This window comes from Pseudomonas sp. LB3P58 (genome assembly GCF_054897895.1).
The window spans coordinates 6,544,090-6,568,072 of sequence record NZ_JBUBVE010000001.1; the positions used below are offsets into that span (position 1 = coordinate 6,544,090).

General features: G+C 59.5%; 24 protein-coding genes. 19 read left to right on the forward strand and 5 right to left on the reverse strand.

Annotated features, from left to right (window positions below):
- Position 1: 1 nt before the first annotated feature.
- From rfaC to ACYZTZ_RS30500, 17 genes are all read left to right on the forward strand, one after another.
- A complete protein-coding gene (gene rfaC / locus ACYZTZ_RS30420) occupies positions 2-1,063 on the forward strand; it encodes a lipopolysaccharide heptosyltransferase RfaC (protein WP_462000569.1) in 1,062 nt (353 codons plus the stop codon).
- Positions 1,063-2,184: a glycosyltransferase family 4 protein gene (locus ACYZTZ_RS30425; protein WP_056746459.1), complete on the forward strand. Its 1,122-nt coding sequence runs from the start codon at positions 1,063-1,065 to the stop codon at positions 2,182-2,184. The genes rfaC and ACYZTZ_RS30425 overlap by 1 nt, the downstream gene beginning before the upstream one ends.
- Positions 2,184-2,990 carry a lipopolysaccharide core heptose(I) kinase RfaP gene (gene rfaP / locus ACYZTZ_RS30430; protein WP_462000570.1) on the forward strand — a complete coding sequence of 269 codons (807 nt, stop codon included), beginning with the start codon at positions 2,184-2,186 and terminating at the stop codon, positions 2,988-2,990. The genes ACYZTZ_RS30425 and rfaP overlap by 1 nt, the downstream gene beginning before the upstream one ends.
- Complete coding sequence (locus ACYZTZ_RS30435; RefSeq protein ID WP_462000571.1) at positions 2,990-3,724, forward strand: lipopolysaccharide kinase InaA family protein; 735 nt, start codon at positions 2,990-2,992, stop codon at positions 3,722-3,724. The genes rfaP and ACYZTZ_RS30435 overlap by 1 nt, the downstream gene beginning before the upstream one ends.
- Positions 3,721-4,473 (forward strand): lipopolysaccharide kinase InaA family protein, encoded by a 753-nt coding sequence (locus ACYZTZ_RS30440; protein WP_046045676.1) that lies wholly within the window; start codon positions 3,721-3,723, stop codon positions 4,471-4,473. Before ACYZTZ_RS30435 ends, ACYZTZ_RS30440 begins: the two co-directional genes overlap by 4 nt.
- Positions 4,473-5,924, forward strand: a complete 1,452-nt coding sequence (locus ACYZTZ_RS30445; RefSeq protein WP_462000572.1) for a lipopolysaccharide kinase InaA family protein — start codon at positions 4,473-4,475, stop codon at positions 5,922-5,924. Before ACYZTZ_RS30440 ends, ACYZTZ_RS30445 begins: the two co-directional genes overlap by 1 nt.
- A gap of 137 nt (positions 5,925-6,061) precedes the next feature.
- On the forward strand, positions 6,062-6,367 hold the full coding sequence (locus ACYZTZ_RS30450) for a transposase (protein ID WP_056742306.1): 306 nt from the start codon (positions 6,062-6,064) through the stop codon (positions 6,365-6,367).
- Complete coding sequence (locus ACYZTZ_RS30455; protein WP_462000573.1) at positions 6,364-6,759, forward strand: IS3 family transposase; 396 nt, start codon at positions 6,364-6,366, stop codon at positions 6,757-6,759. The genes ACYZTZ_RS30450 and ACYZTZ_RS30455 overlap by 4 nt, the downstream gene beginning before the upstream one ends.
- The gene (locus ACYZTZ_RS30460) at positions 6,759-7,199 is read left to right on the forward strand and encodes an IS3 family transposase (RefSeq protein ID WP_462000574.1); all 441 of its coding nucleotides are present in this window, start codon (positions 6,759-6,761) and stop codon (positions 7,197-7,199) included. Before ACYZTZ_RS30455 ends, ACYZTZ_RS30460 begins: the two co-directional genes overlap by 1 nt.
- 181 nt (positions 7,200-7,380) lie before the next feature.
- Positions 7,381-7,716: a YceK/YidQ family lipoprotein gene (locus ACYZTZ_RS30465; RefSeq protein WP_462000732.1), complete on the forward strand. Its 336-nt coding sequence runs from the start codon at positions 7,381-7,383 to the stop codon at positions 7,714-7,716.
- A gap of 173 nt (positions 7,717-7,889) precedes the next feature.
- A complete protein-coding gene (locus ACYZTZ_RS30470; RefSeq protein WP_223432819.1) occupies positions 7,890-9,647 on the forward strand; it encodes a carbamoyltransferase family protein in 1,758 nt (585 codons plus the stop codon).
- Entirely contained in the window at positions 9,631-10,761 is a 1,131-nt protein-coding gene (locus ACYZTZ_RS30475) for a glycosyltransferase (RefSeq protein ID WP_462000575.1), read from the forward strand. Before ACYZTZ_RS30470 ends, ACYZTZ_RS30475 begins: the two co-directional genes overlap by 17 nt.
- The gene (locus ACYZTZ_RS30480; protein WP_056746444.1) at positions 10,761-11,657 is read left to right on the forward strand and encodes an antimicrobial resistance protein Mig-14; all 897 of its coding nucleotides are present in this window, start codon (positions 10,761-10,763) and stop codon (positions 11,655-11,657) included. Before ACYZTZ_RS30475 ends, ACYZTZ_RS30480 begins: the two co-directional genes overlap by 1 nt.
- An 8-nt stretch (positions 11,658-11,665) precedes the next feature.
- Positions 11,666-13,096: a PIG-L deacetylase family protein gene (locus ACYZTZ_RS30485; RefSeq protein ID WP_462000576.1), complete on the forward strand. Its 1,431-nt coding sequence runs from the start codon at positions 11,666-11,668 to the stop codon at positions 13,094-13,096.
- Positions 13,093-14,049: a glycosyltransferase family protein gene (locus tag ACYZTZ_RS30490; RefSeq protein WP_192409952.1), complete on the forward strand. Its 957-nt coding sequence runs from the start codon at positions 13,093-13,095 to the stop codon at positions 14,047-14,049. The genes ACYZTZ_RS30485 and ACYZTZ_RS30490 overlap by 4 nt, the downstream gene beginning before the upstream one ends.
- Positions 14,050-14,088: 39 nt before the next feature.
- On the forward strand, positions 14,089-14,856 hold the full coding sequence (locus ACYZTZ_RS30495) for a glycosyltransferase family A protein (RefSeq protein WP_462000577.1): 768 nt from the start codon (positions 14,089-14,091) through the stop codon (positions 14,854-14,856).
- Between the two features lie 4 nt (positions 14,857-14,860).
- On the forward strand, positions 14,861-16,009 hold the full coding sequence (locus ACYZTZ_RS30500) for an O-antigen ligase domain-containing protein (protein ID WP_462000578.1): 1,149 nt from the start codon (positions 14,861-14,863) through the stop codon (positions 16,007-16,009).
- A gap of 42 nt (positions 16,010-16,051) precedes the next feature.
- Here ACYZTZ_RS30500 and ACYZTZ_RS30505 read toward each other — a convergent pair whose 3' ends face one another.
- Complete coding sequence (locus tag ACYZTZ_RS30505) at positions 16,052-16,693, reverse strand: BUD32 family EKC/KEOPS complex subunit (protein WP_223432824.1); 642 nt, start codon at positions 16,691-16,693, stop codon at positions 16,052-16,054.
- A gap of 115 nt (positions 16,694-16,808) precedes the next feature.
- Between ACYZTZ_RS30505 and msbA the strand changes: the two genes are divergently transcribed.
- Both msbA and hldE read left to right on the forward strand, forming a co-directional pair.
- Positions 16,809-18,608 (forward strand): lipid A export permease/ATP-binding protein MsbA, encoded by a 1,800-nt coding sequence (gene msbA, locus ACYZTZ_RS30510; protein ID WP_046056443.1) that lies wholly within the window; start codon positions 16,809-16,811, stop codon positions 18,606-18,608.
- 247 nt (positions 18,609-18,855) lie between these two features.
- The gene (hldE, locus tag ACYZTZ_RS30515; RefSeq protein WP_033055483.1) at positions 18,856-20,280 is read left to right on the forward strand and encodes a bifunctional D-glycero-beta-D-manno-heptose-7-phosphate kinase/D-glycero-beta-D-manno-heptose 1-phosphate adenylyltransferase HldE; all 1,425 of its coding nucleotides are present in this window, start codon (positions 18,856-18,858) and stop codon (positions 20,278-20,280) included.
- A 108-nt stretch (positions 20,281-20,388) separates the two neighbouring features.
- Here the strand turns inward: hldE and ACYZTZ_RS30520 are convergent, their stop codons facing one another.
- The 4 genes from ACYZTZ_RS30520 to ACYZTZ_RS30535 form a co-directional block, all read right to left on the reverse strand.
- Positions 20,389-21,357, reverse strand: a complete 969-nt coding sequence (locus ACYZTZ_RS30520) for a hypothetical protein (protein WP_008146227.1) — start codon at positions 21,355-21,357, stop codon at positions 20,389-20,391.
- Positions 21,358-21,389: 32 nt separating this feature from the next.
- The gene (locus ACYZTZ_RS30525) at positions 21,390-22,202 is read right to left on the reverse strand and encodes an aldo/keto reductase (protein WP_462000579.1); all 813 of its coding nucleotides are present in this window, start codon (positions 22,200-22,202) and stop codon (positions 21,390-21,392) included.
- Positions 22,199-23,374, reverse strand: a complete 1,176-nt coding sequence (locus ACYZTZ_RS30530) for an NAD(P)/FAD-dependent oxidoreductase (protein WP_462000580.1) — start codon at positions 23,372-23,374, stop codon at positions 22,199-22,201. The genes ACYZTZ_RS30525 and ACYZTZ_RS30530 overlap by 4 nt, the downstream gene beginning before the upstream one ends.
- Positions 23,375-23,572: 198 nt before the next feature.
- Positions 23,573-23,905, reverse strand: a complete 333-nt coding sequence (locus tag ACYZTZ_RS30535) for a DMT family transporter (protein WP_462000581.1) — start codon at positions 23,903-23,905, stop codon at positions 23,573-23,575.
- Between the last annotated feature and the right edge of the window lie 78 nt (positions 23,906-23,983).

Below are 23,983 nucleotides of genomic sequence, written 5' to 3' on the forward strand. Positions count from 1 at the left end.
TTTGCGGGTACTGCTGATCAAGACTTCTTCGCTGGGCGACGTGATTCATGCGTTGCCGGCGTTGACCGACGCGGCACGGGCGATCCCCGGCATCCAGTTCGATTGGGTGGTGGAAGAAGGCTTCGCCGAAATCCCGAGCTGGCACCCGGCCGTGGGCAAGGTGATTCCGGTGGCGATCCGTCGCTGGCGCAAAAACATCTGGCAGACCATCAAGAGTGGCGAGTGGAAGCGCTTCAAGCAAAGCGTTCGCGCCAACAAATATGATTTGGTGATCGATGCCCAGGGCCTGCTGAAAAGTGCCTTGCTGACCCGATACGCCAAAGCCCCGGTGGCCGGGCTGGATAAAAACTCGGCCCGTGAGCCGATTGCCGCACGCTTCTATTCGCGGCGTCTGGCCGTGGCCCGTGGGCAGCACGCGGTGGAGCGGGTGCGTCAGCTGTTCGCCGTGGCCCTGGGTTATGACCTGCCCAAAGGTTTGGGCGATTACGGCCTGAACGTCGAGCGACTGGTGGAATTGCCGCGCAAGAATCCTTACGTGGTGTTCCTGCACGGCACCACGTGGGACACCAAGCACTGGCCTGAAGCCTACTGGCGCGAGTTGGCCGAGCGCGTCGGCTATCTCGGTGTCGCGGTGAAGCTGCCGTGGGGTAATCCGATCGAGAAAGCCCGGGCCGAGCGCATCGCCAAAGACATGAGGCACGTCGAAGTGCTGCCCAAGCTGAACCTGGCGGGTGTCGGCAAAGTGCTGGCCGGCGCGCAAGCCTGCGTGGCGGTGGACACCGGTCTCGGTCACCTCGCCGCTGCACTGGACGTACCGACGCTGTCGCTGTTTGGCCCGACCAACCCGGGCCTGACCGGTGCCTACGGTAAAGCGCAGATTCACATCGCCAGCGATTTCCCCTGCGCGCCGTGTATGCAAAAGAAATGTATGTATCAACCGACGGCCGAAGATGCCCGTCAGTTTGACCTTAAGCGCGAGTGGCCCCTGTGCTTCACGCGTCTGAATCCCGAGCGTGTCGCGACCCGACTGAGCACGTTGTTACTGGCTGAGGAGCTGCGCTGATGCAATTGGCATTCGTCTTGTACAAGTACTTTCCATTCGGGGGCTTGCAGCGCGATTTCATGCGCATTGCCCTTGAATGTCAGCAGCGCGGCCATCAGATTCGGGTCTACACGCTGATCTGGGAAGGCGACATTCCACCGGGCTTCGAAGTGTTGGTGGCGCCGGTCAAAGCGTTCTTCAATCATCGACGCAACGAGAAGCTCAGCGAATGGATGGAAGCGGATCTGGCCAAGCGTCCGGTGGACCGTTTGATCGGCTTCAACAAAATGCCGGGTCTGGACGTCTACTACGCCGCCGACGGCTGCTTCGAAGACAAGGCGCAGAACCTGCGCAACTCGCTGTACCGTCGTTGGGGTCGCTACCGGCACTTCGCCGAGTACGAGCGCGCCGTGTTCGCCAAGGATGCCAAGACCGAAGTGCTGATGATTTCCGAAGTCCAGCAGCCGCTGTTCATCAAGCATTACGACACGCCGCTTGAGCGCTTCCATTTGCTGCCGCCGGGTATCTCTCAGGACCGTCGCGCGCCGGCCAATGCCGCCGAGATCCGTGCCGAATTCCGTCGCGAATTCAACCTGAAAGACGATGATCTGCTGCTGGTGCAAATCGGTTCCGGGTTCAAGACCAAGGGCGTGGATCGTAGCCTCAAGGCGCTGGCCGCATTGCCCGCCGATCTGAAGAAGCGCACCCGGCTATTTGTAATTGGCCAGGACGACCCCAAATTATTCCAGGTGCAGAGCGCCACACTGGGGCTCGGCGATAACGTGACATTCCTCAAGGGCCGCAGCGACATCCCGCGTTTTCTGCTCGGCGCCGATCTGTTGATTCACCCGGCGTACAACGAAAACACCGGGACCGTGTTGCTCGAAGCCCTGGTGGCCGGGTTGCCGGTGCTGGTGAGTGCGGTGTGTGGTTACGCCCATTACATCGCCGAGGCCGACGCCGGTCTGGTGCTGGACGAGCCTTTCGATCAGGCGCAGCTGACTCAGTACCTGACCGGCATGTTGAACGACGCTCAAGCACGGGCGGCCTGGAGCCGCAACGGTCTGGCCTTCGCCGAGACGGCCGACCTCTACAGCATGCCGCAGCACGCGGCCGATGTGATTCTGGCGGAGCACGCTTAATGAAGTTGATGCTGGCTGAACCGTTCAAGAGCCTCTGGGCCGGACGCGACCCGTTCGCTGAAGTCGAGGGCCTCCAGGGCGAGGTATACCGCGAACTTGAAGCGCGCCGGACCCTGCGTACCGAAGTCAATGGCAGTGGCTTTTTCGTGAAGATCCACCGTGGCATTGGCTGGGGCGAGATCTTCAAGAACCTGCTCACGGCCAAGCTGCCGGTGCTCGGTGCCGGCCAGGAATGGAAGGCCATCCAGCGCCTGCAGGAAGTCGGCGTGCCGACCATGACCGCCGTGGCTTATGGCGAGAAGGGCAGCAACCCGGCGGACCAGCATTCGTTCATCGTCACCGAAGAGCTGGCGCCCACTGTCAGCCTCGAAGACTTCAGCATCGACTGGGTCAAGCAGCCGCCCGAGCCAAAACTCAAGCGCGCGCTGATCGCCGAAGTCGCGCGCATGACCGGCATGATGCACCGCGCCGGGGTCAACCATCGCGACTGCTACATCTGCCACTTTCTGCTGCACACCGACAAACCGGTGACGGCCGACGATTTCAGGCTCTCGGTGATCGACCTGCACCGTGCCCAGACCCGTCCGACGATTACCCAACGCTGGCGTAACAAGGATTTGGCGGCGCTGTATTTTTCGGCACTGGACATCGGCCTGACCCGTCGCGACAAATTGCGCTTCCTCAAGGGTTATTTCCAGCAGCCCCTGCGCCAGATTCTGGGTGAAGAAGCCGGGTTGCTCGCCTGGCTCGAAGGCAAGGCCAACAAACTCTACGACCGTAAACAGCGATACGGGGATGCGCTCTGATGGCGGGTTGGAAACTGGAGCCTGAGTACAGCGATCTGGCAGAAGATTTCGGCAGTCTTGAGGCTGTGTTTGCGCTTCAGGGAGAACGCCTGACGCGCGACCTGTTGTCCGAGGTCATTCGCGTCCAGCGCAATGGCGTCAACTATTACGTCAAACGCTACACGGGTGCCGGTAAAGGTCTGCGCCGTTACCTGGGCAAGCCTCGAGTGAAAGCCGAGTGGCAGAATCTCAAGCGCTTCGCCAAGTGGGGCATTCCTACCGCTGAAGTGGTGGCCTGGGGCCTGGAACGTCGCGGTGCGGCGTACGATCGCGGGGCAATGATCACCCGTGAGCTGCCGCATACCGAAGACTTGTCGGCTTTGGCCGAACGGCATGATCCGAAACTGACGGACCGCGCCTGGGTCGACAACGTCAGCCGGCAGCTGGCGGGTTATACCCGGACCATGCACGACCACCGCTTCACCCATAACGATTTGAAGTGGCGCAACCTGTTGATCGACGATGAGCCCCGGCTGTTTTTGATCGACTGCCCCAATGGCGATTTCTGGCGCGGCTTTTGGCTCAAGTACCGGATCACCAAGGACCTGGCGTGCCTGGACAAGGTTGCCAAGTATCACTTGTCGGCTACCCAGCGCCTGCGCTTTTACCTGCAATACCGCCAGTGTGATCGGCTGAATGCCGCCGACAAAAAACGGATCCGGCACGTGGTGAGATTTTTCGAGGGGCGCGAATGACTGATTTCCTGGCGGCTGAAGACCGTGCGCTGCTTGAGCGTCACGGCCTCGGCACCTTTGACGCACTCTGGGCCAAGCAGCTCGACGCTGTGGACGAGCCCAACACAGCTCGCGGTGGCTGGAGCAGCGTGTTTCGGCTGGATCTGGAAGGTCATGGCTACTACCTCAAACGCCAGAGCAACTACCAGATGCGCACCTTGCATGCGCCCTTTGGCGAGCCGAGCTTTGCCCGTGAGTTTCGCAATATCAGTCGCTATGAAAAGTTCGGTATTCCGGCGTTGAAAGCGGCGTTTTTCGGTGAGCGCAAAGTCGACGGCGAAGTCCGGGCGATTCTGCTGACCCGTGCCCTGGACGGTTGGGATGACCTGGATTCGCTGTTGCAGCGCTGGTCTGATCTGAGTTCGGCACAGCATTCGGCCATTCTGAAGGCCTGTGGGCAACTGGCCCGGCGCCTGCACGGCGCGCGTCAGGTTCACGGTTGCTTCTACCCCAAGCACATTTTTCTCCAGGCCACTGGCGACGGTTACCTGGCCCAGTTGATCGATCTGGAAAAGACCCGGCCGTTGCTGTTTGGTCTGCGTGATCGGGCCAAAGACCTGGAGCCGTTGCTGCGTCGGGCGCCTGAGTGGAGCGAAGCGCAGTTGCGCGAGCTGCTGGCCGCCTATCTGGATCAATCGCAAGACAGTTCGCTGATCGACAGCTGGCTTACGCGTCTGACCGCGCGGCGCACTCACAAGGAGACGCGCTGATGCGTTTGTCGGAACTGAAAAACGCAGGTCGCAGCCCGAGCCTGCCGCTGAGTATTCCACTGGCCGATGCCGCCGGGCCTGCCGAGTTGCAGTTGCTCAGTCTGCTGCGGGTATTGCCCGGTCAGCGTTACGTCGGTGCGGGCGTCTGGCGTGGGCGGCCGGTGCTGGCCAAGTTGCTGGTCGGCAGCAAAGCGGCGCGGCATTTTCAGCGGGAACGCAACGGTGTGCATTTGCTCGCCGCCCAGGGCTTGACCACGCCGCAACTGTTGGCCGACGGCCTGAAGGACGGCGAGGGCGGCTGGTTGCTGTTCGAGTTCATCGAGGGCGCCGAAAGCCTCGGTGAAACCTGGAAACAGGTCGAGCATTTGCCGGTGCTGGCGGATATGCAAGGGGCTGTGCTGGCCGAGGCGTTGGGCGCTATCGGCCAAATGCATCGCAAGGGGCTCTGGCAGGAAGACCTGCACCTGGACAACCTCTTGCGCCAGCGCGGCCGGTTGTATTTGATCGATGGCGGCGGCGTCTGCTCCGAAACCCCTGGCCAACCGCTCTCGCGGCAGAAAGTCCTGGAAAACCTCGGGGTGTTTTTCGCCCAGTTGCCCAAGTCGCTGGAGCCCTTCACCGAAGAATTGCTGGTGTATTACCTGCTGAGCAACGGCGAGCATGCCCTGCCCATGGAGGCGTTGCAGAAGCAGATCAGCAAGGTTCGCACCTGGCGTCTGAAGGACTTCCTGATCAAGGTCGGCCGCGAATGCACGCTGTTCAGTGTTCAGCGCGGAGCGTTCGGCTTGCGGGCGATTCGCCGCGAGGAAGAGGCAGCGATGCTGCCGGTGCTGGCGCAGGCCGATGCGTTGCTCGATCAGGGTCATCTGTACAAGACCGGCGGCGCGGCGAGCGTCGGCAAGGTCGAGGTGGCGGGTCGTACGCTGGTGATCAAACGCTACAACATCAAAGGTTTTGCCCACTGGCTCAAACGCTTCTGGCGCCCGAGCCGTGCCTGGCACTCCTGGCGTGAAGGCAATCGCCTGGCGTTTCTCGGCATCGCCACGCCGAAACCGTTGGCGTTGCTGGAAAAGCGTTTTCTCTGGTTCCGCAGTCGGGCTTATCTGGTGACCGAGCATTTGCCGGGGCCGGACATCATCGAGCGGTTTGCACCTTACGTTGAAAGCGGTGAGGCGCCGGAAGCCGAATTGCTGGCGCTGGATCATTTGTTTGCCGAGCTGATTGGCGAGCGGATCAGTCACGGGGATTTCAAGGGGCATAACCTGTTCTGGCAGCACGATCGCTGGGCGCTGATTGATCTGGATTCGATGTGTCAGCACGCCTCGCTCAGCAGCTTCGCCCCGGCCTATGCGCGGGATCGGGCGAGGTTCATGCGTAACTGGCCTGAGAGCAGTGCGCTGTATCGGGTCATTGATCAGCGTCTTCCCAAAGATATCTCCAGCGCTGCCTGAATCCCCATCGCGAGCAAGCTCGCTCCCACAGGGGATCTTCGGCGTTACATAGATCCAGTGTGGGAGCGGGCTTGAACTGGCCTAATAATTCCGGACACCTCTTAAGGGCGATATGATTTCGCCAACTTGGAGGCTCCATGAACGAAAGAAAGGTCTATTCGCGCGAGTTCAAACTGCGTGCTGCCAGCATGGTACTTGATGATGATTGTCCCGTTCCAGACGTCTGCGCGTCGTTGGACATTGGGCCTACCGCTTTGCGGCGGTGGGTCGAACAGGTTCGTAAGGAGCGCGAAGGCCAGCCGGTAAAAGGAACCAAAGCGATTACCGAAGATCAGCGTCAGATTCAGGAGCTGAAGGCCAAAATCAAGCAAATGGAGTTGGAGGCCGAGATCTTAAAAAAGGCTACCGCGCTCTTGATGTCGGATCCCGCTCGTTTTCGATGATCGCGGAGCTGAGAGCGTCGTATCCGACCGCCACGCTGTGTCGTGTTTTCAACGTCAAGCGCAGTAGCTTCTATGAATGGATTCAGCGGCGCTCCCGCCCCAAAATCAGGCGTGAAGAGCTTATGGCTCAGGTGGTCAACCTACACGCTGAGAGCCGCGAAAGTATGGGCTCCAGAATGATCTCCAAACGCCTGAAGGCCGAGCATTTTCCAGTAGGAAGAAGCCTCGCTGCGTCGCTGATGAAGGAAGCCAACATTGTCAGCAAACAGCGCCGACCGCATCCATTCAGATCCAAGGGGGTCGAAGCCTTTGTTGCGCCTAATCGACTCGAACGTAACTTCAGGCCGGCGGCCATCAACCAGGTCTGGTGTGGCGATGTAACAGTCTTTTAGTGGGAAAACGCTGGTGCCACCTGGCAATCGTGATCGACTTGTTTGCGCGGCGTGTCATTGGCTGGGCGTTTTCCCTGATCAATGATGCCAACTTGGTCAGCAAAGCACTGCGCATGGCAGCAGACCTTCGACAAGGTGCGCCAGGGCTGATGTTCCATTCTGATCAGGGCTGCCAATACACGAGCCGCAAGTTTCAAGGGGAGTTGGAGCGATATGGCATATTGCAGAGCATGAGCCATCGTGGGCAATGTTGGGACAACGCACCGACGGAGAGGTTTTTCGGAACGCTGAAGTCGGAATGGGTACCTCGCAAAGGCTACGGCAGCACCGAAGAAGCACAAACCGACATGGTTCGCTTCTTCATGTACTACAACCGCACTAGGCTCCACAGCTACAACAACTACCTGTCGCCAATAGCTATGGAGCAAAAAGCGGCATAAACACCGTAACCGGTGTCCGGATTTGCTTGACCAGTTCAGCTTGCTCGCGAAGGGGCCAGAACAGCCACTCGAGATTTAGGGACAGGTTTTTATGAATCGTCCTACATGATCTACAGAGCCCATGAACTGTGCCCTGAATACCCGCGATGCTAGTTTGCCTGACGTTCACGGAGGGCAGATTTTGACGATGAAAATGACGGTGCTACTGAGCACTTTTGCGCTGGTTTTATCAGGCTGCGGGACCGCTGTTACGGTACTGCAGGATGACGAAGACTCGGCTCGTAGCCTTAGAAAGCAAAAGACCTACTGTCAGTCCATCCCGCGTATCTACAGTGGTCTGGCCTACGACTTTTGCGTATTAAACGCAGCGCCTGACCCCACGGGTATTCTTTTGCCGTTCGTATTGGTGGATTTCACCCTGTCGGGTGTTTTCGATACCGTCCTCCTGCCCTATACGGTTTACCGGCAGGCTACTGACGGCAATATCAGTATTTACTGGAGGTCAGGCCGCGGATGAGCAATGCCGCCTGCTTTCGCCCAAGTCATATTTACGGGGGTAATAAGCGCTGGGTCATTCCCGTCATGTTTACGCTATAATCCCGCCCTTTAGCTGCCACTCGCCCTTTGCGAGGGCACATTAATCTTTGAGGCGCCTTGCGCCTGCATGCAGACTAAAGAGGCTAGACCCCTGTGGCATTGACGATTCTTGGCCTGTCCGGCGCCCTTAGCCATGATCCTTCCGCAGCGTTGTACATCGACGGCAAGCTGGTCGCGGCGGCTGAGGAAGAGCGCTTTGTGCGCGATAAACATGCAAAGAACCGCATGCCTTACGAGTCGGCGAAGTTTTGCCTCGAACAGGCTGGCATCAAGCCGTCCGACGTTGATGTGGTGGCGATTCCATTCGCACCGATCAGTCTGTTCGGCAAGGCTCGTTGGCAGTACGCCAAGCGTTACTGGTACGCCCCGGATCGCGCTCTTGACGCGATCCTGATGGGCAACCGTCGCTACAAGCGCTATCGCAACAAGATTGTCTGGTGCCTCGAGCAACTGGGCTTCGATCCGAAGAAAATCAAGATCGAGCCGGTCGAGCACCACCTGGCCCACGCCTCCAGTGCTTACCACTGCTCCGGTTTCAAAGAGAAAACCGCGATCCTCGGGATCGACGGCAAGGGTGAGTACGCCACGACCTTTTTCGGTTACGGCGAAAACGGCAAGATCCACAAGATCAAGGAATTCTTCGATCCAGACTCCCTCGGCGGCCTGTACGGCGCGATCACCGAGTTCCTCGGTTTCGATATGCTCGATGGCGAGTTCAAGGTCATGGGCATGGCGCCGTACGGCGACGCCAGCAAATACGATTTCTCGCGCCTGGCTTCGTTCGAAAACGGCGAGTTGGTGATCAACACCGACTACGCCAACGTCATTGGCCTGCGTCGTTACAAAGAGAAGGGCAAAGGCTACTACTTCTCGCCGAAGCTGATCGAGTGGCTGGGACCGAAGCGCGAAGGCGACATCGCTGACGAGCCGTACATCCACTACGCCGCGAGCATTCAAGCGCTGTTCGAAAAAATCTCGCTGCAGATGATCGATTACTACCTGGGCGACGTGCTCAAGGAAACCGGCAAACTGGCCTATGCCGGTGGCTGTGCATTGAACGTCAAGCTCAACCAGAAAATCATCGCTCGCGATGACGTCAAAGAGCTGTTTGTCCAGCCTGCATCCGGCGACGCCGGCACCGCGGTTGGCGCGGCGGCCTATGTGTCCCACGCCCGTGGTGTGCCGGTCGAGAAGATGGAACACGTCTACCTCGGTCCGTCGTACACCAACGAAGACGTGCTCGCTGCATGCGCCCGTCACCCGAGCAAGCCGGTATGGCGCAAGCTTGAGAACATGCCGGAAAACATCGCCAAAATCATGGTCGACGGCAACCCGGTGGCCTGGTTCCAGGGCCGAATGGAGTTCGGTCCGCGCGCCTTGGGCGGTCGTTCGATCATTGGTTGCCCGAGTGCGACCGGCGTGGCTGACCGCATCAACCACCAGATCAAGTTCCGCGAGCGCTGGAGGCCTTTCTGCCCGTCGATGCTCGACACCGTTGCACCGCAGATGATCAAGATCGATCACCCGGCGCCGTTCATGACCTTCACCTTCGAAGTGGCGGAAGAGTGGAAGACCCGCGTGCCGGAAGTCGTCCATGAAGACGGTACGTCCCGGGCTCAAGTGCTCAAGCGCGAATACAACCCGCGCTACTACGACATGATGAAGGCGCTGGAAGTGCTGACCGGTAACGGCGTGTCGCTGAACACCTCGCTCAACCGTCGTGGCGAACCGATGATCTGCTCGCCGACGGACGCCCTGAACATGTTCTTCGGTTCCGATCTACAGTATCTGATCATGGAAGACATCCTGGTGGTGAAAGAGGGCGCGGACGCATATGACACGCTCGGCTGAACGCCATGTGCTGCAGTTCTGTCACGGCTATGACGGGCCGTTTCTGGACTGCGCCCGGCAGTACGCCAGCCTGTTCGCGGGGACCGGTTATCGAGTGACCACGGTGTTTCTGACCGGGGCTGCCGATGCCGAAGTTGCCGCGGGCTGCGCTTCCGATGAAGTGCTGTTCATGGAGTACAGCTCCAAGGCCATTCGTGGCCTGAAGCTGGGCGCCATCGGCGATCTGCGCAAGATCGCCGCCTCGCGCAATTTCAGTTTTTGCATCGCTCACCGTTTCAAACCTATTTATATCGCCTTGCTCGGTACGTCGTTGCCGGTGATTGGCGTGCATCACGCGTTTGACGATTACAAGCGCGGCACGCGCAAACTCTTCGCGAATATTTTCCGCAAGCGCCTGAGCCTGCTCGGGGTTTCCGATGCCGTGCGCGACGACATGCGCCATTGCCTGCCGAAGTGGCCGGCGGCGCGGATTCAGACGCTCTATAACCGTATCGATGTGCAGACCTTGCAGGACAGCCAGGTGTCGGTTCGCGAGGCCCGGGAAACCCTCGGCCTGGCGCCGGATGCCTGGGTTGTCGGCAATGTCGGACGGCTGCATCCGGACAAGGATCAGACCACGCTGCTGCACGGTTTTGCTGCGGCGTTGCCGGGTTTACCGGCCAGCAGTCAATTGGTGATTCTCGGTGCCGGTCGACTGGAGCAGGACCTCAAGGCTCTGGCGCGTGAGTTGGGTATCGGCGACCGCGTGCTGTTCCTCGGTCAGGTGCCTGAAGCCCGACGTTATTTTCGTGCCTTCGATGTGTTTGCCCTGAGTTCCGATCACGAACCGTTCGGCATGGTGCTGCTGGAGGCCATGGCTGCCGGCGTGCCGTTGCTCGCCACGGCGTGTGGCGGGGCGAAGGAAGTGGTCGAGGGCGTCGGTATTCTGTTCCCGCTGGGCGATGCCGAACACTTGGCTCAAGGGCTGCAACATCTGGCCGCGATGGACGAGCAGCAACGTCACCAGTGCGCCGAGCTGATGCTCGATCGCCTGCGTGAACGCTTCTCCGACCGCGCGGTTCGCGATGCTTTCTGGCGTTTGCCACACGTTACCGAACTGGCGCCGAGGGGCTGATGCTCAACCGATTTCAAGGCTGGCGCGAACGTGGCTGGGCGGTAGTCGACGCCTCGACATATGCCGAGGCCTGGCAACGTTATGGCGGCAGCGTCGCCACTCATCCCATGGTGGTCGAGCGGCTGGCGCAGTTGGCCGACATTCCTGTGCGCTACCTGGCCTGGGAGCAAAACGGTGAAGTCAAAGCCGCGATCCCGACCTGGGGCCGCGACCTCGCCTTGTCCAAGGACGTGCTCAAGCGCTGCGGTAAAAAAGGCCTGTTCGATCTCGGTAATGCCGAGTTCATCCTGCCGGCCGCTGCCGATGCACAAGCGCCGCTGCGTCATCGTGGACGCTACCTGTCGGCGCTGAATGAGGGCCGCTTCACCGGCATCAAGTTGCAGGCTGAACAGCTGGCGATGGCCCGCACTCCCGAAGAACTGTCGAAGAAGTTTCGCTACAACCAGCGCCGTGAATTGCGATTGCTGGAGGAAGCGGGCGGAGTGGTCCGGCCGGTCGCGGAGTTTTCCAGCAGTGAACTGGCGGCGATCTATTGCGACCTGTTCCAGCGTCGCTGGGGCTTCCCGGCGACGGGGGCCGAGCGCATGGCTGAGGTCATCGAGTTGCTGCGTGATTTGCTGATCGGCTCGGTGATTTTTCTCAACGATGCGCCGATAGCGATTCAACTGGTCTACCGTGTCGAGACACCGCAGTGGATCAGCGTCGAGTACATCAATGGCGGCGTCGATCCCGAAACCCGCGAATTCAGTCCGGGCAGCGTGCTGAGCTTTCTCAATACGCAAAGCGCCTGGGAGCATGCCCGGGCGTTGGACAAACCGTTGCGCTTTTCTTTCGGTCGCGCCGACCGTGAATACAAGGATCGCTGGTGCAATCCTGTGCCGGTGTTCACCGTATGAGCCAGCCCATGAACCGCAAACAACAATTGCTCAAGCGCCATCGGCGCAACAAGCGCATCGGTCTGCTCATCGCGCTGGTGCTATTGATTGCCATGGGTGTGCTGGTGACCTGGTGGCTGCCGTTGGTGCTCGCGGTTCTGGGCTGGATTGCCCACGAGGCATGGTTTGCCGACCATTTGTTTTATTCGCCCAAAGACGATTATCAGTACAGCTTTCCACCGTACACCCAGCAGCCCAAGGTTCACCTCGACGGTGAGCGTTTGCGCCTGGACGACGGTGTCATGCTGGTCGACGACGCCACTCTGGTTTTGGCGCTGCGGATAAAAAGCACCTGGCTGGGACGCTTCATCGATCCCGTGGTCGAGTTGTCGGGGGGGGATAACCCGGACCGACAAACTTTCGAGCGTGGTGTGAACGGCCTGCGTTACCTCAACCTCAGTGGTCAGGCGCAGGTTCTGTCGCAAGGTGAGTTACGCCTGCGTGGGCGTTTCTGCCGACTGCTGGGTGAGCCGGTGCTCAGGGCGTTCGAGCATCCGGATTACAGCCGTCAACGGGTGATGGTGATCGCGCCTCACGCCGACGATGCCGAGTTGGCCGCCTTCGGGTTGTACAGCAGCGCCAGTCAAAGCTGGATCGTGACCTTGACTGCCGGTGAAATCGAGGCCGGGCACTATCAGCAGATGGGGCTCAATGGCGTTGAAGCGTCCCGGTTGAAAGGCTCGCTTCGCGCCTGGGATAGCATCAGCGTTCCGCTGTGGGGCGGCGTACCTCAGGAGCGCTGTATTCAGTTGGGGTATTTCTGCCTGCAATTGGCCGCCATGCAAAGCACGCCGACCGAGGCCGTGGTGTCCCGTGAGGCACAGCTTGGCGATACCCGATATTTTCGACGGTTCAATCCGTTTGCCCTGGCCAGTGACGTCGATGGCATACCGTCCTGGAACAATCTGCTGGCCGACCTGAGTGAGTTGATCGAGCGCATTCAGCCTCAGGTCATCGTTTTGCCACATCCGCGTTTCGACCCGCACCCAGACCATCTATGCTCACAGCAAGCGGTGATGCAGGCACTGAACGGTACAGCCTGGCAGCCCGAAACCTTGTTGCATTACGCCAATCATCTACACGACAACGATCGCTGGCCAATGGGTGATGCCGGGACCGGTGTGACACTGCCGCCACAGATCAATAATCACGAACCGTTGCGGCCCTGGGCGCTTTGTCTGTCGACCGAAAAACAGTGGCACAAGGCTATGTCGTTGGGCATGATGCACGACCTTCAGCCCCGACTTCCCCTCAAGCGTCTACTTCGCCGGGCGATCCAACGTTGTCTGGCGGCCCGACACTGGCCGGCTTTCGGCGAAAACGAGTTCTTCCGTAAAGCGGTGCGACGCCACGAATTATTCTGGGTCCAAGAGCTGTCTGGAAAGAGAGAGACCAATTGAAAGTTCTGTTTCTGGTGCAGAAAGAGCAGCGAGCGATCCTCGATCGACTGTATGACGGTATCGCCGAGCACTGCGACTGCGACAAGCGCGAGCTGACCAGCGCAGAGCAGGACGACTTGCGTGGATACTTTCGCAAGCATGTCGATGTGACCCGCTACGACCGGATTGTTTTTTTTCTGCGCTTCAAAAAAGAAATCAGACAGGTGAGGTTCATCCAAACCCTGCCCAACCTGGTTATTCTGGAACACGATGCGTACCAGAATTACATCCCGTGCAAGTACACCGGCAAGTTCAGTGCGCATTACCGCAAGCTGCCTTGGGCGCGGGTGATCAGCTCGGGTTTCATGGTCAGCCAGCGCTTGCGTGAGGAAGGGTTTGACGCGCATTTCGTGCCCAAGGGCTACGATCAGGCACTGTTGCAAAACTGCCAGCGTGAACGGGATATCGAGCTGGGTTTCGTCGGCAGTCTCAACAGCGTGGCGTATGCCGGACGCAAGGCCATGCTCGAGTCCGTGGCCGAAGTGGAGAACCTGCTGATCACCCGCACCAAGTCGGGTGAGGAATACTGCGAGACGTTGAGCCGGATCCGTTACTTCGTGAGTGCCGACGTCGGCATGGGCGAATACATGATCAAGAATTTCGAGGCCATGGCCTGTGGTTGTGTGCTGTTTGCTTACGATCAAGGGGAAGCAGAGAATCGCGCGCTGGGGTTTGTCGATATGCACAACATCGTGCTCTATCGAACCCGCGACGAACTCAGGGAAAAGCTGGCGGTGTTGCGCGAGTCCCCACAGCTGACCGAGACCATTTCATTGGCCGGACAGGCTTTGGTAGAGCAGCGTTACACCTTCCGGGCTGTAGGGCATGCGATTGTCGACGCCCTGCGTGCGCCGCTGCGCGAGCATGTCCCGCTGGGCTGGAAAGAAAAATTACGCTTGTCGCTGGGGCTGTGAAGCCGGGCGATTAAACAACCAATGGTGCGGTGCAAATAAATGCTGTTCAGCGAGACTAGCGACATTTCGGTAGTAATCACTAGTTGCGGTCGCTTCGATCTGTTGAAGCGTACCCTCGAGACGTTTGACCGGTACAACACGGCTCCCATCCGTAAAGTGTTCATTACAGAGGACTCCGGTGACAGCGCCGTAGAGGCCTGTATTCCGGAGCACTGGAGGGCGCATACCCAGTTTTTCATCAACAAGCCACGCCTGGGTCAGTTGCGGTCCATCGATGCCGCTTATGCTCAGGTGCAGACATCGTGGATTTTCCACTGTGAAGACGACTGGGATTTCTACCGCGAAGGGTTCATCGAAGAGTCCCAATGCCTGCTGGAGGAAGATCCGCAGGCACTGCAGGTTTGGTTGCGCAGCTTCAATCATGACCTGATGGTTCATAGTCCTTACGTGTTCCTGAACGAGCGCAAAGTCAGCCATGGCATTCCTTTCTATGTACTGGGCTCGCAAAAAGCCGAGTGGCAAGGTTTTTCCTTTAATCCAGGGCTGCGCCGTCGTGCGGATTACTTGATGCATGCGCCGTATTCCGGATTTTCCGGGGAGAAAGACCTGTCGCGTCTGTATGCTGGCGAAAATCGCTATGCGTTGATTCTGGAAAACGACGCGGTATTGCACACCGGTTTCGGTGAGCATGTGGTGGTCCCGAAGGAGCGGGAGAACAAATTACGACGTAAACGTCTCGATCGGCTGAAGCTGATCGCAGCTCTTATCTTGGGTCTGGCAATAGGTTGGGTACTGCATGGAATTTAGCGGCATGAAGCCAGGAAAGAACACCATGGCGTATTTCGGAACGGTGCTCTGTCTGTTTCTTTTGAGCTTTGTGGTGGGCTGGTCGTCGAAGTGGACCAACAACCTGTTCTACGTCCTGGTGGCATTGCCGGGCCTGGTCTTCCTGATCAAGGAACGCGGTGCGGGCTTGCTCAAGGAGCCGCTGGCGTGGGGTTGGCTGGCGTTCATTCTGTGGTTTCTGGTGCCTGCGACGATTGCAGGGCAGATGCAGTTCTACAAACACGTCTTCTATGTACTGATGTTCGTCATGGTGGTCGGCGCCCTCACCGATCCGCAGTTCTTCCGCAGTGCGGCGTTCATTCGCGCTCAGTTCTGGATCCTGACGTTGTACATTTTCAGCAGCGCGCTCTACGGTTGGGTAACCGGTGAATTCGCCATCGGCGGCCGGGTGGCGATACTTCCGGCACGCTTGGAGAACGTCATCTACGCCAGCATTTGGCTGTTCTGTGCGCTGGCGCTGGCGCTGCCAATCTGGCTCAGGGAACGAAAGTATATCGAAGGTGGCCTGGCCATTGTTTTGTCGGTGTTCGCGGTAGCCTTCGTCCTGCAGACGCGTACTGCGTTTGTGGGGGCTGTGTTCCTGTTTGGCATCTGGTTGCTTTACGGCATTTACCTCAAGCCGCGGCTGGTGGGTACTGCGGTGGCGATTGGCGTAGTTGTTTTAGGCCTGCTGTTCCTGGTGGTGCACAACGAAGCCTGGTACCAGTCCCTCTGGAACCGAGGTGATTCGTACCGCCTCGAGATTTTCCATATCATGGTCGGCGAGTGGCGCCACTGCGGCTGGGCACTGGGCTGCGGTATCGGCTTCCACACCGCTCAGGTACTCGATGGCTGGATGCCGATTCAGCATCCGCACAACATTTTCGTAGCGCTGGGGCTGTACAGCGGCGGGGTCGCGCTGGCGTTGTTCGTAGCGCTGATGGTTGCAAGCCTTTGGCAGGCCTGGCGTCTGCGCGACGGCTGGGGTATGTACCTGGCGTGTGCGCTGGTGATGCTGAATTTCGATGGCAGTTTGCTGATTGGTAACCCTGACGAGTTGTGGCCACTGGTGCTGCTGCCCGCTGCGATGATCCTCTCTCGCGTGCTGAAGGCGCGACAACCCGCGCTGGCGTAATGCCTGACCTTCGCCTCCTCCCCGGAGGCGAAGGCAGTCAGATCATTTTTGCAGGGCGACGCTCAACTCCTCCGGGGAGCAGATGCTCTGAGTCTGGCCATAATGGTGCATGAAGACTTCGCCGTGACCGTCGAGCAGCCATTGCCGATCTTGTGGGTAACGCACCATATGCTTGAAGTTGCGCAGCCGCAGAGTCTTGCGCAACGGACGGCGATACACCCGCATGTCGGCGATGTCGATCAGGCCCAGCTGATGCTCGGGTGTGAGCACGATGTTGCCCAGGTGCGCCGAGCGAAAATAAATCCCCCGCTCATGCAAAGTGGCCATGAAGACCCCCAATTGACCGCGTAACGGATCGGCATCGCCCTGGATGTCCAGCAGCTGACGCAGGGTCTGGCCCGGCAGTGGATCGTAGTGCACGGCATCGCGCTCGATACTCGCAATACGGTAAACCTGACGAATCGACGGGCAGGGGATGTGCCGTTCACGCAACGCATCGCAGTTGTCGGCAAAGCGTTTGGCGTACGGGTACCACGCGGCCGACGTCAGCAGGCGTTTGCGGCGAAACAGTTTGAGTATTGAACCGTCCGTCAACCGCAGAACCTTGTCCCCCGAACCATCCGCTTCAAGGACTTGTGCTCCCTCGCGCAGGGCGAGATATCGGGTGTGATCAAGCGCTTGCATCAATACTCCGGGTTGGGCGCCGTGAGGCATGGATAGCCGGCCATGTTACCGCAGCTCAGCGACTAAAATGGCCTGTGTTACACTCGCGGGCTCTTTTCTCATACAACGGGTTCTCATGACCAGCCCTGATTCGCCTGCGCCGTCGAGCTTGAAGATTTACCTGCGCCTGCTGTCGTATGTGCGCCCGTACTGGGGCATGTTTGCCATCAGTATCGTCGGCTTTGTTATTTTTGCCTCGACGCAGCCCATGCTCGCAGGGATTCTCAAATATTTCGTCGATGGCCTGAGCAACCCCGAAGCGGTGCTCTTCCCGACTGTTCCCTATCTGCAAGACTTGCAGTTGCTGATGGCCGTGCCGCTGCTGATCATCCTGATCGCCGCCTGGCAAGGCCTGGGGTCTTTCCTGGGTAACTACTACCTGGCCAAAGTCTCCCTTGGGCTGGTCCACGACTTGCGTGTCGAACTGTTCAACAAATTACTGGTATTGCCCAACCGTTATTTCGACACCCATAACTCCGGGCACCTGATTTCGCGCATCACCTTCAACGTGACCATGGTCACCGGTGCGGCCACGGACGCCATCAAAGTGGTCATTCGTGAAGGCCTGACCGTGGTGTTCCTGTTTGCTTACCTGTTGTGGATGAACTGGAAACTGACCCTGGTGATGTTGGCGATCCTGCCCATCATCGCGATCATGGTGAGCAGCACCAGCAAAAAATTCCGCAAGCAAAGCAAGAAAATCCAGGTGGCGATGGGCGACGTGACTCACGTGGCCTCCGAAACCATCCAGGGTTATCGCGTGGTGCGCAGCTTTGGTGGCGAAAGCTATGAAGAGCGTCGTTTCGCCGAAGCCAGCCAGGGCAACACCGACAAGCAACTGCGCATGACCAAGACCGGTGCGGTCTACACACCCATGCTGCAATTGGTGATCTACACCGCTATGGCCGTGCTGATGTTCCTGGTGCTGTTCCTGCGCGGTGACGCCACCGCCGGTGACCTGGTGGCCTACATCACCGCAGCGGGCCTGTTGCCCAAGCCGATTCGTCAACTGTCGGAAGTCAGCTCGACAATCCAGAAAGGCGTTGCCGGTGCCGAGAGCATTTTCGAGCAACTGGACGTCGAGCCAGAGATTGACCAGGGTACCGTCGAGCGCGATCGCGTCAGCGGCCACCTGGAAGTGCGCAACCTGAGCTTCACCTATCCGGGGACCGAGCGTGAAGTGCTGAAGAACATCAGTTTCACGGCGGCACCGGGGCAAATGATCGCCCTGGTCGGTCGTTCGGGTAGCGGCAAGTCGACCCTGGCCAGCCTGATTCCGCGTTTCTATCACCACGAAACCGGTGAAATCATGCTCGATGACGTGGAAATCGAAGACTATCGTCTGCGCAATCTGCGTCGACACGTGGCGCAGGTGACGCAGCATGTGACCCTGTTCAACGACACCATCGCCAACAACATCGCTTACGGTGACCTGGCCGGCGCCCCACGTGCCGACATTGAAAAGGCCGCGACGGATGCTTACGCGATGGACTTCATCTCGGAAATGCCGCAAGGCCTGGACACCCAGGTCGGGGAAAACGGCGTGTTGCTGTCCGGTGGCCAGCGTCAGCGCCTGGCGATTGCCCGGGCCTTGTTGAAGAACGCACCGTTGCTGATTCTCGACGAGGCAACGTCGGCGCTCGATACCGAGTCCGAGCGGCACATTCAGGCGGCACTGGATCAGGTCATGAAAGGTCGCACCACGCTGGTGATTGCTCACCGGTTGTCGACCATCGAGAAAGCCGACCTGATCCTGGTCATGGACCATGGTGAAATCGTCGAGCGTGGCACCCACGCTCAACTGTTGGCGCAAAACGGCTACTACTCGCGCCTGCACGCGATGGGCCTCGATGCCCCGGTTGGCGACATCGCCTGACCCCACAAAAGGGGTGAGCCTGGCTCACCCCTTTTGCACACCTGGCGTGCAATGCGTCCGGTGATGTGTACCCAGACCTTTACCCTTCTTGACCAAGCCTGAATAAATCTGCGCACCGCGGACGGATTTTCTGATCAATAAATGAGCAAAAAGCCCCGCCGAATCATCCCATTGCAGCCGTCACACAAGCCCACGCCAACCCTGTGTTAATATCGCGCCCCTGTTCATTTTGTATGTGGGTTGCTCCATGAAGTTGTCCATGCCGCGATTCGATCAAGCCCCTGTCTTGGTGGTCGGCGATGTCATGCTCGACCGTTACTGGCATGGTGGTACCTCACGGATTTCCCCTGAGGCGCCGGTACCGGTAGTCAAGGTCGAGCAAATCGAGGACCGCCCGGGCGGTGCCGCCAACGTTGCGTTGAACATTGCCGCCCTCGGCGCACCGGCCTCGCTGGTCGGCGTGACCGGCGACGATGAAGCTGCCGACAGCCTGGCCAATAGCCTCAAGGGCGCTGGCGTACGGGCGTTGTTCCAGCGCATCGCGCACCAGCCGACCATCGTCAAGCTGCGGGTCATGAGCCGTCACCAGCAACTGCTGCGTATCGACTTCGAAGAACCTTTCGCCACCGACGCGTTGGCGTTGGGAGAGCAAGTCGACGAATTGCTCGAAGGCATCAAAGTATTGGTGCTGTCCGACTACGGCAAAGGCGCGCTGAAAAACCATCAGGTGCTGATCCAGGCGGCACGTGCCCGTGGCATTCCGGTGCTGGCCGATCCCAAGGGCAAGGATTTCTCTATCTACCGTGGTGCGAGCCTGATCACCCCGAACCTCAGCGAATTCGAAACCATCGTCGGCGGTTGCGCCGATGAGCACGAGCTGGTGAGCAAGGGCGCGCAGCTGATGCACGACCTCGACCTCGGCGCGTTGCTGGTGACCCGCGGCGAACACGGCATGACCCTGTTGCGTCCGGATCATCCGGCGCTGCACCTGCCGGCCCGTGCCCGTGAAGTGTTCGATGTGACCGGTGCCGGCGACACGGTCATTTCCACCCTGGCGGCCGCCATTGCCGCTGGCGAAGAACTGCCTCACGCGGTGGCGCTGGCCAACCTGGCGGCGGGCATCGTGGTCGGCAAACTCGGTACGGCGGCCATCAGCGCACCGGAGCTGCGTCGCGCCATTCAGCGTGAAGAAGGTTCGGAGCGCGGTGTACTCGGCCTTGAGCAGCTGTTGCTGGCGGTCGATGATGCACGTGCGCATAAAGAAAAGATCGTTTTCACCAACGGCTGCTTCGACATTTTGCACGCCGGCCACGTGACCTACCTCGAACAGGCGCGGGCCCAGGGCGATCGACTGATCGTCGCGGTCAACGACGATGCGTCGGTCAGCCGCCTGAAAGGCCCGGGCCGTCCGATCAACAGCGTCGACCGTCGCATGGCCGTACTGGCAGGTCTGGGCGCCGTGGATTGGGTGATCAGCTTCGCTGAAGGCACCCCGGAAAACCTGCTGCGTGAGGTCAAGCCGGACGTGCTGGTCAAGGGCGGGGACTACGGAATCGAGCAGGTTGTCGGCGCGGACATCGTGACCGCTTACGGCGGAACGGTGAAAGTGCTGGGGCTGGTGGAAAACAGCTCGACTACCGCGATTGTCGAGAAAATCCGCAAGTCCGAGTGAAGCCTAAAAGATCGCAGCCTCGTTTCACTCGACAGCTCCTACAGGGAATCGCATTTCAATGTAGGAGCTGTCGAGTGAAACGAGGCTGCGATCTTTTGACCTTTTGCTTTAAGAGCTGACTTTTTTACGCGGTACGATTCTCTTCAGCAATTGCTTCGCCTTCCCACGCAGCCGCGCCAAACCTGAATCCTTCCCCGGTGGGCTCAAGCCCTGTTGCCGCACCCAATCCTTCCAGCGAATCCGCTCATCCCTCACCAGCCAGCCTTCCTGCTGGGCAAAACTCTCTGCCAGGTACAACCCGCGAGTACTCGCCGGGTACAGCTGATCCTTTTTCAAGGTATAGAGCTCGGCCATCGGTTGGCCGTCCTGCAGCGGCATCAAGTACAAATCGGGACGTTTTCGATCGAGCCGGGCCACCAGTTGATCGCCTTCCAGTCGCTCGTCGACATGGAACAGGCTCAGGGATTTGGCTTCCTTGGGCACGTCCAGGCGCAAGTCATAGATCAATTGCAGCGAAGCCGTCGGCAAATGCACGTAAGCCCGCGGGCGTTCGATCAACTGCATCTTGGCGCAACGCACCGGCCGCGCGGAGCCGGACAGCGGCGTCAGGCGAAACGGCAGGGCTTCGCGATAATGCAGCGCGGACGAGTAAGGCGCCGGCAGCCAAGTGTCGTTGAAGCGCCCGCCGAGCCAGCCTTCCGGGGTTTCCAGCAGGCACTCTTCGGCAATTTCCTGAATCGCGGTGTGCAGCGGCAGGTTCAGCTCATGGGCGGGCACGTAACCGGAGATCAGCTTGAGCACCACGTCGCCACGGTCTTGCCGACGCTGACGCACCAACACCCAGTAATCGCGATTCTGCCAATGCAGGGTCAGGCGCACCGAGACCCCGAGGTTGGCCAGCTCAAGCGAAAACCGCTGAGTGTCGGCGACCGTCACCGGGCGGCGACGTTGCAGCGTCTGGGAGAAATTGAGCGGCATCCCGACGCTTTGATAACTCAGGCCTTCGGGAGTCGCTTCGACGAATAACGGCAGGGTCTTGAAGTTGCTCGGGTTCTTTCTTATGAGCGTACGCGGCATGTCGGCTCCTGCTTAAGGCCGCGTGGGCGGCATCAGTTTCTACGTAGGACCTGGGCAACGGTCGCGACGTTATGGGCGAGGTGCAGCGGATTAATGGTCCCGACAATAGCACTGGCAACACCCGGATGTTCAAACAACAACTCGAAGCTGGCGCGAACAGGGTCCACACCCGGACTCAGGCATACGTGGCCACTGGCGAGGGCTTTTTTGACCAGAATGGCTTTGCCGTGAGCAGCAGCATAGTCAATGACTGGCTTCTCGTTCTGCTCGTTCAGATTGTAGGTGACCATCGCGCAATCACCTTGTTCCAGAGCCTTCAAACCGCCTTCGACGGTTTTGCCGGAAAAACCGAAGCCGCGAATCTTGCCTTCGCTCTTCAACGCCGCAAGAGTCGCATAGACGTCGCTGTCATTGAGGATCGCCAGGTCGTTGCCATCGGAGTGCACCAGCACCAGGTCGATAAAATCCGTTTCCAGGCGTTGGAGGCTGCGCTCGACCGAGAGCCGGGTATGAGCGGCGCTGAAGTCGTGATGGGACTGCCCGTCGGCAAACTCTTCGCCGACCTTGCTGACGATCACCCAGTCCTGACGCTGACCCCGCAGCAGCGGACCGAGGCGTTCTTCGCTGCGGCCATAGGCCGGGGCGGTGTCGATCAGGTTGATGCCCAGGTCGCGCGCGAGTTTGAGCAGCCTGCGTGCTTCGTCGTCATCGGGAATCTGGAAACCGTTGGGGTATTTCACGCCTTGGTCGCGGCCGAGTTTGACGGTGCCCAGACCCAGTGGCGAAACCAGCAGGCCGGTGCTGCCCAAAGGGCGATGCAGATCGTGCAGGGTCGGTTGGCTCATGGCAGCAGTTGCTCCCAGGCAGGCACGCCCATCGGCGGTTTTGGCAGGTCGGGCAGCGGCGCCGGATGGCTTGGCTGGATGCCGTCGCGCTGCAAGGCCGCGATGACGCGATCAGCAAAGTCTGGAGCGAGCGCCAATTTGGTTGGCCAGCCGATCAGCAGCCGGCCTTCTTCGGCAAGGAATGCATTGTCAGGGCGGGTCAGTCCCGATTGCAGTGGCTCGGCGCGATCCACTCGAAGGGTGGCCCATTGCGCCGTACTCAGGTCGATCCATGGCAGCAGTTGGCCGAGTTCTTTCTGCGCGGTGGCAATTTGCTCGGAGGGTTCGCGGGCAACACCTTCGGCTTCAGCGATATCGCCGCCCAGATACCAGACCCACTGACCATCGGCGGCCGGATGGGTGGTCACGGTAATGCGCGGCTTGGTGCCGCCGCCCAGGCAGTGGGCATACAGCGGTTTGAGACCCGGACCTTTGGCGATGATCATGTGCAACGGTCGGCGTTGCATGGCGGGTTGGCTCAGCCCCAGTGCTTCGAGCAGCGCTGCCGTACCGGCACCAGCGCTCAAGACGATGCGCTGGGCGCGAATCTCGCGCTCGTCAACCTTCAGGCCGACCAGTTTTCCACCTTCCAGCAGCGGTTCGATGTTCTGGCCGGCGAGCAGGCCATCACCCGCCAGATCGGCCAGGCGCTGGATCAGGCTCGGCACGTCGATCACCAGTTCCGCCAGGCGATAGACCTTGCCCTTGAAGCGCTTGTCTTGCAGGGCGGGCGGCAGTTGCTCGCCCTTGACCTGATCGACACGGCCGCGCACGGCCTTGCTGGCGAAGAAGCTGGTGAGATTGCCGGCGATCGTGCCGGGGGACCAGAGGTAATGAGCTTCGGACAGCAGGCGCACGCCGGTCAGGTCCAGCTCGCCGTCACCGGCCAGGGCTTCACGCCAGCGCCGAGGCATGTCGGCGATGGCTTCCGAGGCGCCGGTCAGTGCGCCATGCAGTGCGTACTTGGCGCCGCCATGGATGATGCCTTGGGACTTCACGCTTTGCCCGCCACCGAGACTGGCGCTTTCCACCAGCACGGTCGAAAAACCCTGGCGGCGCAGGCGCGCATTCAGCCAGAGGCCGGCGACACCAGCGCCGACAATCAGAACGTCGGTGGAAATAACGGATGGCATGCAGCGACCTCAGTGTTCAAGACGAGGGCGCAGTATACAGACTCGAAGAAAAGGGGATTTGCTGGTGATCAATTGGAGGGATGCAAAACCTGTAGGAGTGAGCCTGCTCGCGATCGCGTCATGCCAGCCGATACCTATGCAAGCTGACACACCGCTATCGCGAGCAGGCTCACTCCTACACTGGATCGTGTTTTGGCTTTAGTGGCCGGCGGTTTTGGAGAATAGTTGGATCACTACGACGCCCAGTACGATGAGCGCCATCCCCAGCATCGCCGGCACATCCAGTTTCTGCCCGTAGATAAACAGCGCCGCAACGCTGACCATCACGATCCCCATGCCGGCCCACACCGCGTAAGCCACGCCCACCGGAACGCTACGGACCACCAGCGTGAGCATCCAGAAGGCAATGCCGTAACCGACAATAACCAGAATCAGCGGCAGCGGAGTGCTGAGGCCTTTGACCGCTTTCATCGAAACGGTGGCGATCACTTCGGCGCAGATGGCAATGGCCAGGTAGTAGTAAGCGGTCATAGGTGCATCCTCGTGTGAAGTGTTGCTTTCTGAGGTCGGCATTTTAGAGATTCTCCAGATGCGGTAAAGTCATTACCT